Here is a 14,725-nt window from a genome sequence, read left to right as displayed (position 1 = left end):
AAAAGAGCATGAAACTACTTGACAATGAAGCGCTAATAGCCTAGATTTACACCAGTTGGAGACCTGGATTTTCAACTAAAAAAGGGACAAATTCGCGAAAACATTTGTAGGAGCACTTTCGTCCCTTTTGTAAAGCGATTTTAACAAACAAAGTATGCTTTTACAAAAACAAGACAAATGTGCTACGAACTTGTACAAAACTGACGCAACTGGTGCCGCAACCGGCACATCTAATCTCGTGAAAGGCGCTTGGAAAGCCTTTCGCTAAACTGAAACCGACAACATTCAAAACGAGGATAGCATCATGATGAAGATCAACACCATCTGCTACAACAGACTCCGCAACGATGAATTCCTGGGCCTCCACCAGAACATCGTCGAACTGACAGCAAGCATCACCGGCGAAGAAATCCGCCCGTCCATCGAAGCCTACCGCAAGGCCGTAACCGAATATGCGAACCTCATTGAAGTAGATGTCGACGAGACCGCGGCAAGCGTGGTGAGCCGCCTTGACAAGGAACGCAACGCCGCATATGCAGCTTGCCGCAACTTTGCCAAGAGCCTCAAGAGCCTTGCCGACAAGGATGTCGTCGCCACCGGCGAAAAGCTCCGCAAGATTTTCGCCGAGAACGCCGACCCGGTCTACCACAATCAGGACCAATCCACGGGTATCTTCACGAACATCGTCAGCAGCCTCAAGGCTATCGGCGATGCCAAACTGGATGCCTGCGGGTTCAAGCCCTGGCTCGAAAACCTTGAACGCAAGAACAACGACTACCTGGCCGCCGTACAGACCCGCAACAAGGAGTTCGCCGCCAGGGAAACCGGAGCCAACAAGGTCTACCGAGAACGGTGCCTGGATGCGTTCAACCTCGTGGCGACACTTGCCATCGGCAAGGCGACCCTCGAAAGCGATGAAGGTTGCTCGCAGTTTGTCAAGGCCGTGAACAGCCACATCGACCATAAGAAGGCCCACCTGAAACTTCGCAAGGGAAGGGGCAAGATTACCGTGACTCCGGAAACACCCGAAACGGCAGTAATCGAAATCCCCACCGAAACGAAGGACGAGGAAAATGCCGCATAGTAGTTATCCACATCCTATAAACAGAACTGCTCCTGCCTGACGGAATGTCTGGCAGGAGTTTTTTGTATCTGGGGATAGTTTTTTCTAAATTCGTAGCATTTTTGTAAACTTTCGGAACCCTTTTCTCTTTTGTCATTAAAAAAGATTATATTATTTTTGTAAAATAGTGTAAAATTATCACACAAAAAAGGAGTCCCCATGTCTCAAGACCCCAACCTTTGGTTTGTTCGCGGCACGATTCACAATGCAGACGGATCAGTGTTCCACAATCAAGGTCGCATATTGGCATACCACAAGTTCCCGCAAAGGGGTTGGCAGAAGTTTGCTGAATCGGACATAAACTCTAGTACGGGTGCTTTCGAAATAGAATTTCATACTGATGAGTTTCAGGAAATTGGTTTTCCGCATGTAGATTATCCTACGCTACAAATCCGTGTGACCGATTACGAATATAACCCCTTGTGGATGTCTGATATTTACACTGCACCGCCGAACGAACTATACATGGGCGACATCGTTGTCAACGGAGACATAAACGAGAACTGGACCGTTTGCGGAAATGTTTATTATTCGTCCAAAGTGCCGTTTACAAACGGCTACGTCAAGGTTTTCGATGTCCGCAATGGTGTTCAGCGCGATTTAGGGTTTTGCCAACTCAACGCAGTGGGCTTTTATTCTGTAAGCTATGCTAAGGCCCAATTTCAACAGGGCGATACATCTATAACCGGTCCAAACCTTCTAGTTCGAGTCTATTCAGCTGACGGAGTGAATGTGGCGAATCAGGCGGGTCCGGCAATCGCTTCCGCCCGTGAGTTTATCAATATAAAGGTTGAATCGGGTGAAGCAGTAGTCACGAATGGTGATTGCAAAATTTATGGCTCCGTATTGAATAAGTTGGGCAGACCCGTTTCGGGCGTAAAGATTACCGCCTATTGTTTGCATTACGACATTACGGACCTCAATAATCATCCGGCCGGAACTTTCGTCCATAAAGGATTAGGTGATTTTCAACTAACCAACGAAAACGGCGAATATTCGATTTCCTATAATCCCGAAATATTGCCACAGGGGCTTCTGTTGGATGCAGAAGATGCTTATGGCAAGGATAAGGTTTCGCTATACGCTAAATTGGAAATATACGAAACGGGGGCATCTACGCCCAAGATAACCGTTTTTAAACCGCTAGTCTTTAACGGGAAACGGGAACAACGGATTGATTTTGAACTTGACGTTTCTTCGAATGCAAACAAGAGCACTCGTTTTAAAGAACTCGATGATTTGCTAGCCATATACCGTGAAACAATTATTCGAGGTTCAACTTATGGCTACGAAAAGAAAAATAAAATCAATGAGTTCTTGCAGAACGTGGATGAATTCCCGCTGGTAGTTGGTCGCGAAGGTCTTACCGATAAAGAGGTCCGTGCGTATTTCCTTGCTTATAGCCTGTATTATGCTTTGCTTGAAAAACTGGGTAAAACAGAAAGCGACGAAAATGCCGATAAATATATTCAAGGTATATTTGCCCTTACCTATCAGGGGCTTGTATCGAATCTGGATGACCTTGTAAATATTGAAGCACCTGCCGTTCAAAAGGCTGTTTACGACGGCGTTGCGCAGAACCAAATTTCGGCATCTGTTACGGCAGGCAAGGTTTTATCTCTTTGGAATGCTGCAACGCAATCGTCGGCGGTTGTCAGCGAAATGGACGACCAATTTTCGCCGTACCATGTGTTTTTCTTGTTCGTGAAAAACGACTTGGCGTTAGTGGATGTCTTGGACGAAGTGACCCATAAACCCATATCGGCCCGTGTTGACTTTAGCGAGTTGGATAAAGATGAAAACGGCGACCCATTGCCTGCCAATGACGATAGATATCGTGAACGAATCCAGCAGTTGATGGACGAATATTACAACGCTGGTAGCAACTACCGCGAAATGCTCTCGAACCTAAGGGAAAATAGTTCAGGAATATGCACCAGCGAAGAACTCGATAGGCTTGAACTCCTGATAGATCTTTGCGATTTTGGTGAATGGTACGGCGATTTTGTTGTGGCTGCATATAAATACGCCGTTTCACATTTACAAAGTATATACGGATTGAGAGACTTTCTGTTGCTCGATAAAGGCCAATGGACTCTTGTTGTAGATGAAATATCACAAAGGTACAACAAGTATAATCCTCATGACCCACTTGCCTTGCCTCATGAATTTACCGGAACTACGGGAGCAGAACAAAAGGCTTTATATGTAACGAAGTTGATGGACTTGATTGTCTCCTGGTTCCCGCAGCAGAACCTGTATAATGTTTTGAAGGTGGAACTCGCTGATTTCGAAGTAAGTTATTCCGAGCCGGAGGAAAATACCGTGATTACGGAAGAAGCTCCGGAGCCTGAAAACAGCGAGAACGCCGAAGGTGAGGTCAACGATTCCGAAACAGTGCAGAATGAAGACGCCTGGTCGGATTTGCTGGATATACTTTCTCCTGTCAATCTGGAGACGAAAAACGGGTGGGAAAAATTTGACCTTTTGACCTGTGATGCGAAAGCATATCAAATAGACCATGAGGTTACAGAAAATATTGATGGCGAACTTTTGCAAAAAATGCGTGTCTTGCAGCGTGTCTACCGCTTAACGGACGATGCCGATGCTGTTGCATACTTAATCAAGAACGGATTTATTTCGGCAACATCGATAGCTGAATATGACGAGGATTATTTTGTCGCAGAACATTCCCTTGGAATCGGAACAAAGGAATTGGCGACACAGATTCACAGAGTCGCCAAGAGTTTCGTGACCGAGGCTACATTCAAGATAGGCCAATACCACAGCAGTCTCAACGAAACCGACATGACTTTGCCAGCGACATCGCGAGGTATTTCCAGTAACCTCAAGATAAAGGCGGTAAGGGCCTTGAAAAAAGGCGGACAAAAGGCAAGCAATGTGGCCCCGCCTAGAATCCCTGCATCGGTTTGTCCTACATGGAAAAACCTTTTCGGAAACATCAACAGGAACGGAGCGACCGAAGGTCAATCGGTACTGAGCGCTTCGGCGTATTTTGTAGACTTGCTGAATTTCTTCAAGGCCAACGAAGAACCCTACAATAAATTCCACGAGCGACGTTCAGATCTTTTGCAACTGGAATTGACCAAGGCGAATGCCGAGGTCGCCATGCCAACTATAGACCTAGTGAACGAGTTGCTTGAGTGCTTGGCAGGTGCAGAAGATAATAAATGTGCCAAGATTATTGCAAACCAGACCCCAGCGAATGCGACGCTTGAAAGTCTCCGTGCGGAACCCTTGGAATGGGATATTGGAAGCGAAGGCGAAAACCGCCAAAAGAATGCCAACCTGAAAATGATGAAGCACGCCTATCCGGCGATTCTCCCCTTGAATATATATCGGGAAAAGGCGACCAAGATTCTTTCAAATATTCCGTTGTCCCTGTATGGCCTAGCGGAAATCCTAGACTGTCCAGAAAATGGGAAAACTTGCCTATTTGTCGATGACCCCTTGCACGAAATCCTGTTCAAGGAAAATTTCGAAGAGCCGTGGAACTCTTGGGGCCTAAGCGAAAACAACAATAACGTCTATTTCCCTGATAAGTCGGAATACAAGATGGATGACCTGAAACATCCGACTTCTTATCTAAAGAATAAACATTGGATTACGGTTCTGAGCCATGTGGCCATCTTGCTGGATAGGGCGGGAATAACTTTCAAGGAACTCAAGGAAATTATAGCCTTACCGCTTTTCGCCAAATACAATGTAGATGTTCGGTGTCCCGACGCCTTGCAGTACCAGTTGGCGGATATTAATGGTTATATCCTTATAGACACGTCTACAATTGTTTATCATGCAGGTTCAAAGAAGATAAAGTCTGTAAGTTATCCGACTTCGGATTTCTTCATGGAACTGGCCGCGTTTATCCGTTTCCGCCGGTTGCTTGGATGGAGCTTTGCAGAAATAGCTCTGCGCTATGATGAACTGAATCTTAAAATAGGTAGTGAAAGTTTTCCTGAGGATTTGGCTTTTACATATACGGCAGACCCACTTTCTAATTGGGACCATGTTCAGGAAATGGTGCTGCGATTTGGCGTTACTCCGTTGAATTCCCTTGCCTGGCACGGATTTTTGCTAACCGAAGATGAATTAACGACTGTTTTTGACGAACCGATTGTTTTTAATCGATACTGTGAAGGAAGCGAAACTGTCGATCAATATGATGATGAATTCATTAAGAAAGATATTGCCAAAATAGTTGCAAGCGGACTTTCCATAAAAGAATCGGAAACGTTGCTGTTCCTGGAAAAGTGTCCTTATTTCTCCGGTTCGCAACATGAAAAGTTCTTGAACGGATTGAACTATGTTTACCGCTATGGAACATTTGCTCAAAAACACAATTTGACAGCCGATGAACTTTATCTGTTACAAGATGCAGGACTCGGCTCCTTGACCGATGATATTCGCACATTCTCGAGGGCTATTCGCAAATGGCAGAGTACATCGCTGCCTATGTCGACATTGGAAGATTTGCTCCGCATGCCGGACGAATCTGTCACGAAAAAAGCGGAAGCGTTTATGGGTGTTATCCTAAACGCAGAAAATGGAGAATATGTCCTTGGTTCTTTGTACACTACAATTTCGGAATCATGGGATGCCGTTAAAGTTGACGAAGACAAGGAATTAGCGACCTATCCGGTAAAAAATAATGGCGATGAGGGTGAATCTCAGGAACCGAGAAGGGATGAAACTCCTCAGGAGGGCGAAGGCGACGAGCAGGACGATGAACCGATTGTAGATGAGTTTGTGGATAATGTCCTTGCATACAAGGATGCTTGCAGCAAAATTCTGCAATCTTTGGGCTTTGCCGATGTTCCCTATGTGGACCAGTTGGCACAAGATGTATTACCCCTTTCAACATCTCTAACAGCTCTAGAAGAATGGCTCAGAAAAATCCTTAACGAAGAAGCTCCTCAACCGGAAGAGCAACAGAGAAATCTCCGTGATGTTCAGGAACCGGAAAATCATGTCGCAGATATTCTTGATGACGACAAAACACCCATCCAGAGACTTTATTTGTTCTATGGTCGCTTGAAATCCATCTGGTTGGAAGAACAAGTTTATTCGACGCTTTCTCAGGAATTTGGCATAGGCGCAGAACAAAAGGAGCAAGAAGCGTTTAAAGTGTTGCTAACCAAGATTCCTGTGGCAGCAATAGAACGATGGATTGGTTTTGTCGAAAATGCCATTTGGCAGCAGACTCCAACGCAACCAACGTCTGAAGATTTTATTGCCTACTATGCGTTATATAAGGCGAATATCCTATATCCGTATGTTTCCAATTATGTAATTAATTCGGGAAATATGGAAAGCGGTCTTGCGCTGGGCTTTGGATGGGATAACTGGGGCAATTTGTGTAGTACTCAGGCTATTGACAAAGATGAAAATATTTACATCATCCCCGTTCTAACCCCCCATTCGGTGTTGGAGTCTCTTGTTGATGCGTTTGCAGTTTCCGATGCTTGCGGTAATACGGAATACTCGTATGCCGCAATTCCGCCTGTAGATGAAGTTTCGACAAGTACGGCAATAGAAACCTTGAGGGATTTAAGGCGATTATTGCTTATCCCGCAGAAGGTTTTTGAACGATGCTTCGTTTATGCCTTCGGTGATGATAATTTAATCCCATCAGAAAATAATTCAGGAAATGAAGAAGACGTTGGATATGTATTTAATTGGAATCTTGCATGCGATTGGAACGACGAAAATGTTGGTGTCTGGCTCAAATTCTTCAAGGTTTATCAGCTCTATCTGAAAACGTTTACCGCTCCAGATGTCCTGGAAAATCTCTTCATTGAATTGACTAGAAATGAAATTGAAAATGAAAACTCGACAGCAGTAACAAATCTTATCGATGCTGTCAGTGCTTTGAATAAAAATTTGTATGATAATTACGATAAATCGACATGGAATAAGTTCATACAAGGAGTAAGTGATGAAATCCGAAGGATTCGCAGAGATGCGCTTACTGGACTTGTTTGTTGGGAATCGCAGAACGAAGCAAGACCATACAAATATCGTCGTTCATTCTTGAATTCGAATGACTTGTATGCCTACTACATGATAGACATCCTCATGGAACCCGACATGTCTATGTCAAGGATTGTTCAGGCGAATGCATGTCTACAGCTTTTTGTCCAGCGTTGTCAGCTTGGGCTGGAAGGTCAAGGTGCCGACGGATCGAATCTGTTTAGCGATTCTGCGCTTGCACAATGGGAATGGATGAAGAACTATCAAGTATGGGTGGCGAACCGCAAGGTGTTCTTATACCCGGAAAACTGGCTTGATGTGAGTCTGCGTGACGACAAGAGCTCTTTCTTTGCCGAACTGGAAGAACGCCTGCAAGAAGTGGGTGGCGACAGCGATGACATGGAGCGCATCTATGCGGAATACCTGGAAAAGATGCGTGAAACCGCCAACCTTGAAATTGTCGGTTGCTGCAAGGAAGATGGTGACCCGAACGGGGAAACCGTTTATACGTTGCATATTATTGGCCGGACTCGTGGAGAACCGCATCGCTATTATTACCGCAAATATTTTGCAAAGAAAGATCCTCCGGGAATGTGGTCTCCATGGGAACTCATCGAAGCCGATATTACGGGTGATGTCGTATTTCCGCAAATAATGAATGGTCGCCTGTATTTAGCCTGGCCTCAATTTGTGCAAGGGCAAAGACAACTCAATTCTGGCGTTGCAAAGACAACAGATGACTCAAACGAAAGTGGTGTCAGTTCTCCGCAAATTGAGTTCTATGTAGAAATCAAGATGGCGTGGACCTGTTTTAACGGAAAGAAATGGACTGGTGTCAAAACGACCAAGAACGCCTTGTACGATTCATCACTGAATCCGCTTGATTTCCAATTGGATCAAGATGAGCAAATTGGAGACAGATATCATTTTAAGACTTCGCTTGATGAAGGCGTTTTAAATTTCCAAACATTTAGAACTCTGCTTGATATTCAAGAAAAGCCGGATTTAGCGGAATGGTTTAAACAAATTGCTAGTACTTTCTTAGATAAATTTAAAAAACAGCACATATTCCATTACCTGTTAATGTCGCGCCATTATTCGGCAATGTCAAAAATTGCCGCAAAACAAAAGCGAAAGACTATTACTGTAGCTGGCGATACAGAAGTAAATCAATATATTGAAACCAGATGCTATAAGGGAGTTGAAACACAACGATTATCACCAATAGGGCAAATACTACTTTATGCGGATGGTAAGGATGAGTGTAAAGCAAACGGTGTTGATTCTGCTGTTGCTTCATTAGATGATGCTTCTAAACCGAAAAGACTTGAAGCGCTTGCAGCAGAAGGAGATGAACGAGGCACACTGGTCAAATTGTTCTCTCCAGATGAAACCTACCTCAAAAGAAACTATTGGGTTTCTGAAGGAACTCAGTCACTTGTTTATAAAAACAGGGACATTCTTTACAAGGATCGTGAATTCCGCATATTGCCCGTAAATATGGATTTTTACAATCCTGACGACATCGAGGGGCATGTCAGCAATCTGCCTTTCTTCTATATGGATTCAAAGAACACGTTCTTTGTCTATCCGAAATCGGACACAAGGAATAATGTGACTTACGAATTCGTCCTGATGTCGCACCCCTTGGTCGATGAATTCTTTAACCAGTATCGTAATGGAGGAAAGAAGGAACTCCATAGTCGCGGAATCCAGGCGCTGGAACGTGTAGATAGTTATTACACTATGTATTCAGGCTATAACTACTATTTCGGTTCCGCAATTGGTTACCATATTGCAGGAGACTGGGCTGCGTGGGATATGGGCCAGTCGTTCTTTGAAGACCAATATTGTCCGTCAAGTTTGGTTACGACGCCATATCCAGCTCCTTATGTAGATTTTCACTGGAATACGCCCAATGGCATTTATAACTGGGAACTATTCTTCTATGTGCCAGTGCGTATCGCGGACAAGTTGATTTCCGAAGAAAAATACGAAGCTGCACTAGAATGGCTCCAGTTGGTATTTGACCCGCAAGGCAAAAAGGAAGGTCCCGAAAGGATTGCCCGTTGGGCGAAAGATTTGCCGTCCGGTGCGCAATATTGGCGATTCCTGCCCTTCTTTGCGAACCCGGATGCTGACAAGACAATTCTTGAAACATTGTCAGTGCTCACGAAGTCAAGCGACACGAAGAAGAAACAGGAATTGCAATGCCTTATTGACCAATGGAAGTTCGATCCGTTTGAACCTCATTTGATTGCCAAGATGCGCTATGTCGCCTATCAGAAATTCGTGATAATGAAGTATCTGAACACGCTTATAGCCCGTGGTGATGAACTGTTCACGCAAGATACGACAGAATCCGTGAATCTTGCCATACAGTTCTACATTATGGCTGCCGACATTCTCGGCCCGAAGAGTGCCGAGGCTCCCGACCCATCGATAGAAGAAGTCTGGACAGCGGCAAGGATGCTTTGCGTTGAGCAATACGCCCCCAAGGATGAGGACAAGAATAAAAATCATGACTGGGCAAATTCGCTTATTGAATACGAAGACTCCATGCTGATTGGTCGAGTCCGAGACCGTTCTACGCAACAGAGCATGATTTCGCCGCGAACATCCATGATTTCGGATATTTCCAAACAGACCTTCTACTTCAATGTTCCGCGTAACGAGAATTTGATGGCTTTCTGGGACATTGTGGCCGACAGGTTGTATAAAATTCGCAACAGCCTGAATATCGAAGGCATCAAGAGAACGCTTGCATTGTTTGCACCGCCCATTGACCCGGGAATGCTAGTAAAGGCTAGGGCCGCAGGGCTTTCCATCAGTGAGATTCTCGCTGATGCCGGAGCCGCGCTGCCGCATTACCGCTTCAAGGTCATTGTGGCAAAGGCTCTGGAAATCGCCCGCGACTTGCGCAATATGCAAGAGACTTTGCTGCAGGCCTTGAAAGACAAGGATTCCGAAGCGTTGGCGCAGTTGCGTATGCAACACCGTATCACGGCCAAGAAGCTCTCGCAAAACATCTTCGAGATTCAGATGAAGGAGCTGGAAACCGAGGCGGCATCCCTAGAAATCGAAAAGGAGAAAAAGACAAAGAAACAGGAACACCACAAGTCGAGACTTCAAAAAATTGCGACCGATTTCGAAAACGGCTATGCAAAGACTATGCAGAAGGTCGCCGATTTGCGAGAAAAGACAGAAGCCGCAAAACGAATCGCTTCTGCCATGTTCAGCATCCCCGACATGGATGCCGGAGGTATAGTGAATGCGTTCGGCGGCATAGACTTCCATGTCGCTTCGTATGGTGGCCGCAAGTTGGGCGAAGCCGCATTGACGATGGCGGAAAGTTACCTTTCCAAGGCTCTCGAAAGGGAAGCGGCTGCTTTACAGCAAAAGGCCAAAGGCGAGGAAAAGAAGGCTACGGAAGAGGAATCCTTCGAAGAATCCATTGCGAATAATGAAATAGACCAGACGCAAAAGCAAATCCTTATCAATACGATTCGCCAGCAGCGTAACGAAAAGGAACAGGAACTCTTTGAGAAGGAACTAGAGCGAGACGAAGAAGAATACGATTTCCTCTGCGACAAGTTCACGAATAAGGATTTGCATGAATGGCTTGTAAAGCAAATGACAAAACTCTCCAAGACAATGTGCAAGCTGACCACGAAAGTTGCCAAGATGGCCGAAAAATGCTATCATTTTGAAATAGGCGACACTGATATGGGCAATGCAAAATCCTTTATCAGTAACAGCTATTGGGATGGCGCGTATAGTGGTTTACTGTCTGCCGATAGACTCATTGCGGACTTGCATGCCATGGAAGTTGCTTATTTAGAGAATGATCAAAAAGAAATAGAAATAATAAGACCGATAAGTTTGAAAGATCTTGAATATAATTATGCAGACATTGTTAATCAGGATCCTCTTTCAAAAATAAAAAAAGATGCACAGACTTCTTTTGAAATTCCTGTAGAATTATTTTCTAGAGATTTTGATTTTCTTTTCTTCCGCAGGATAAAAGATGTTCGGATAGAAGTAATTGCGCCTAATTATGAGGGCTGTTTCCTGAACGCGACATTATCTCTAAACAGCAATTCCCTTGATTTGAAGGGAAATGATGTCTTTATTGAAAACCGAGTTGGAGTTCAAACTCTAGCTACAAGCATGGCCCATATTCATGAAGGTAAATTTGACTTCAGCTTTAAAACAGATAAATATTCTCCATTTGAAGGTGCTGGAGCGACTTCTAGTTGGAACCTTTCTATAAAAGGTGACCCATCGCAAATTAATGGGGAAAATTCAACTCACGAAAATAGCAAATATTCTATAGATGATGTTATAATTTATATAAGCTATACGGCTCGCAAAGGAAAAGAGGGGGCAAAATAATGTCTAGAATTTTTGCTCCAGCTTTTTTGATAGCCTTATTTCTGGTGTCTTGTGGGGATGATGGTTCTAGTGCTAGTTCCTATGAACAAACATTTGAAACATCTTCTTCCTTGAACGATGATAATAGGTCATCAAGTGTTGAAAAATCCTCGAGTTCGGTGAAAAAAGTGGAACCATCGAGTTCTCAAACAATTGATAAATCATCTAGTTCAATAAAAAATGGAAATTCTTCAAGTTTGGTAGAAAAAAAGAATTCCTCTAGTTCTAAAGTCCTGGAAGAATCGTCTAGTTCAGCGAAGAACGAAAGTTCCTCAAGTATGGCCAAAACAGAGGAATCCTCTAGTTCTAAGGTCCTGGAAGAATCGTCTAGTTCAGCGAAGAACGAAAGTTCCTCAAGTATGGCCAAAACAGAGGAATCCTCTAGTTCTAAGGTCCTGGAAGAATCGTCAAGTTCAACAAAGAACGAAAGTTCCTCAAGTTCAGTAAAAATAGAAGAATCATCAAGTAGTTTGATTGATGAAAATAGTTCATCCAGCATCCAAAGTTCTTCATCTATGAATAGTATATATGATGCAGAAAACAATACTTTGACAGATTTGCGAGATAATCAAGTTTATAAAACAGTAACGATCGGCGAGCAAATTTGGATGGCAGAAAACTTAAATTATATGCCAAATGATACGGTTGGAACGATTTATAGCGGGGAAACTGTTTGTGGTGGGGGTGTTTTGAAATCCTCAGAAGATTCAAAAAAATGCTCTACTTATGGAAGACTTTATACTAGAAAAATCGCCTTGTATAAGGCGACGCGATCCAATCGTCAAGGTATTTGTCCTGAAGGATGGAATATCCCGCTTAAAAGCGATTGGGAAACACTAGTTTCATTTCTCGGAAATAACGCTGCAGCAAAACTTAAAAAAGCAGATGGTTCATGGTCTAGTACGAGTACAAATGAAAGTGGTTTTTCTGCGTTAATTGCGGGAACCTATAGTTATTCAGTAAAGTGGTATAATTCGGATTCCACTACAGCATTTTACTATTGGGAAAAAGATACTAATCCTTATTTTTTCAGATTATATGATAAATCGGATGATGCATCCTCCATTAATTATGCACATGGAATTAATATGATGTATTCGATTCGTTGCATAAAGGATTAAGCAAAAAACATTTATCTATTTTTTTACAACAGAAGGAACGTGCTATGCCCAACAAGCCCAAATCCATTCTTTTCTGGCCCGACGTTTACAAGGAACAGGGACACTGGTTGCCTACGCTGAAATGGGCGCAGGTTTTGCATAACCAAATGGAAAATCAGGAACATGCCTATTCTGTAAATTACATGGGCATACAGGACTGTGCATCAATTATAAGCGGCTATGACAATGGCGGCGGTCATTTTCCTTTCCATACGATTCTAGAAAACATGTACCCAGAAGGTTACACGACAGCAAGTCATTCTAGCCCCAACGAACGTTGGAAAACATGGCACATCTGGGCAATTCTTTATAGTCAGTATTTTGAATTGATAGACAAAAATGGCGATGTGGTTGATTCGAATATTGAATTCAAACTTCCAGATGACGCAAGGATGCCCAGCAAAGATTTGATAGAAGACGCCAAATCTATTTGGAAGGCCTGGACCCTGGCTGACCCTAATATGCTTGTGGGCGGTTACTTTACTTCGTTAGAAACTTTGCTCTTCTACTGGATTTATGGTTTTGAAAAAGTTGAAGAAGAGACCGAAGAAAATGACGGAAATGATGGCGATGAAAATGAAATAGAACTTGATAGTAATGAAGACGAGGACGATTCTGAAGAAGAAGATGATGGCTACGAAGAAACGCGGACTCGTCGGACCGATTTGGATTTTGTCATCTCGACCACCTATTTGAGACATCCCCAAGACGACCCCGCTGTTCGTGCCAAACTAAATTTGTTGGCTTTCTCGAAGCCTGAACTATACAAGATTATAAATATGGCAACAAGGGGGAAAGTTTCGACGAGAGAGCCTAATATTACCTTGGACGACTTTGTTGCTCCGCTAGAATCATTTAACGAATTGATTCCATGCCCCAGGGAGTATGATTACGACCATTACGAACATGGCGAATTAGTGCGCTATGTGGACCCCTGCATTCTGAGTGAACAACCTACCCTGCCGCACTCAATCGACTCTGACGGGGAAACGGTTATTTGGAAGGATGAAGAAGACGATAATCACAATCCAATTCCAGGGTTCCTTAATTCTTTGCAGAATGTCATTTTTGTGTCTGCTGGTTCACAGGTTCTCGACTACGAAGACAAGGCGAAAAATCTATTCCATTCCATGTGCAAGGCGATGCAGGCTCCGCAAATGGCAGATTACACATTGCTGCTTGCCGTCGGTTCAAAATTGGTAAACAGTGACGAATGGGACGATTACGACAAATCGAAAATCCGCGTTGTCAACTGGGTGCCGCAACGGGACTTGCTCGCCAAAAATGGTTGTGTTTCTTGCGCCATCATTCATGGCGGTCTTGCATCTATCAAGGAATGCATCTATTTTAACCGCAAGTTTATTATTTGCCCTATGGGTAAAGACCAGATAGACAATGCTCTCCGATTAAAGCATTTGGGCATAGACAATACACTGCAGATGTCTAACGTTAATCCTGAATCTTTATTGGATGCGATTAATAGGGTGACAACAGATTACCGTTTGGAAGCCAAGCAAAATAAACTGAGCTGGGCTTTCCAGACGCTAGAAGACGAAGATTCAAATCCGCCTTCGGGAAGCCCTTCAGATAAAATCGTAACTGGATTCAAGATTATCCGTGAAATTTTGAATGCACAGGATTCGGCAGCACCTCAGCCGAACCAAGGCGAAATGCGTTAGGGATAGTGACCCCTTGGGGACAAGACCCGCGTAGCGGGGCTTGGTTCTGGGAGGTAAGCGGCAAGCGTAAGCGCAGCCGATTGCCCCCAGAATATAGCCCGACCGCACATATATGTGCGGGAACGCCCATAGACTACTCCCCCACCGCAGAAATCATCAAGGGCAACGGCGAACTCCTCCCCGTCTCCAAGATGCCTTGCGACGGCGTGTTCCCGACCGCTACCACCAAGTACGAAAAGCGCGGGTAACGTATATTTTCTTTCGCAAATTCCACTAAGGGGGTAAAAAAATAGGATGTTCCAATTTTTAGATTTGAAATAACCACAAATCAAACACAA

6 protein-coding genes are annotated in these 14,725 nt (G+C 43.9%); 5 read left to right on the top strand and 1 reads right to left on the bottom strand.

Annotated features, from left to right (window positions below; genetic code table 11):
- The first annotated feature begins 304 nt into the window (after positions 1 to 304).
- Positions 305 to 1,084 (top strand): DUF6261 family protein, encoded by a 780-nt coding sequence (locus BUB55_RS13010; protein WP_073192178.1) that lies wholly within the window; start codon positions 305 to 307, stop codon positions 1,082 to 1,084.
- 198 nt (positions 1,085 to 1,282) lie between these two features.
- Positions 1,283 to 11,509 carry a Tc toxin subunit A-related protein gene (locus BUB55_RS13005; RefSeq protein WP_073192176.1) on the top strand — a complete coding sequence of 3,409 codons (10,227 nt, stop codon included), beginning with the start codon at positions 1,283 to 1,285 and terminating at the stop codon, positions 11,507 to 11,509.
- Between the two features lie 184 nt (positions 11,510 to 11,693).
- Here BUB55_RS13005 and BUB55_RS14380 read toward each other — a convergent pair whose 3' ends face one another.
- Positions 11,694 to 12,047, bottom strand: coding sequence for a hypothetical protein (locus BUB55_RS14380; RefSeq protein WP_073192174.1), 354 nt, complete (start codon positions 12,045 to 12,047; stop codon positions 11,694 to 11,696).
- A gap of 16 nt (positions 12,048 to 12,063) precedes the next feature.
- Here BUB55_RS14380 and BUB55_RS14375 point away from each other — a divergent pair, with 16 nt between their 5' ends.
- Genes BUB55_RS14375 through BUB55_RS13865 form a run of 3 tightly spaced genes read left to right on the top strand, consistent with a single transcriptional unit; the run spans position 12,064 to position 14,635 of the window.
- Entirely contained in the window at positions 12,064 to 12,669 is a 606-nt protein-coding gene (locus tag BUB55_RS14375) for an FISUMP domain-containing protein (protein WP_073192171.1), read from the top strand.
- Positions 12,654 to 14,387, top strand: coding sequence for a glycosyltransferase (locus BUB55_RS12990; RefSeq protein WP_143153074.1), 1,734 nt, complete (start codon positions 12,654 to 12,656; stop codon positions 14,385 to 14,387). Before BUB55_RS14375 ends, BUB55_RS12990 begins: the two co-directional genes overlap by 16 nt.
- 5 nt (positions 14,388 to 14,392) lie before the next feature.
- Positions 14,393 to 14,635, top strand: a complete 243-nt coding sequence (locus BUB55_RS13865) for a hypothetical protein (RefSeq protein WP_159431999.1) — start codon at positions 14,393 to 14,395, stop codon at positions 14,633 to 14,635.
- Positions 14,636 to 14,725: the final 90 nt, after the last annotated feature.

The sequence above is a fragment of the Fibrobacter sp. UWP2 genome, assembly GCF_900141705.1.
Taxonomy (GTDB): Bacteria; Fibrobacterota; Fibrobacteria; order Fibrobacterales; family Fibrobacteraceae; genus Fibrobacter.
This window is presented reverse-complemented; position numbering and strand designations above follow the sequence as displayed.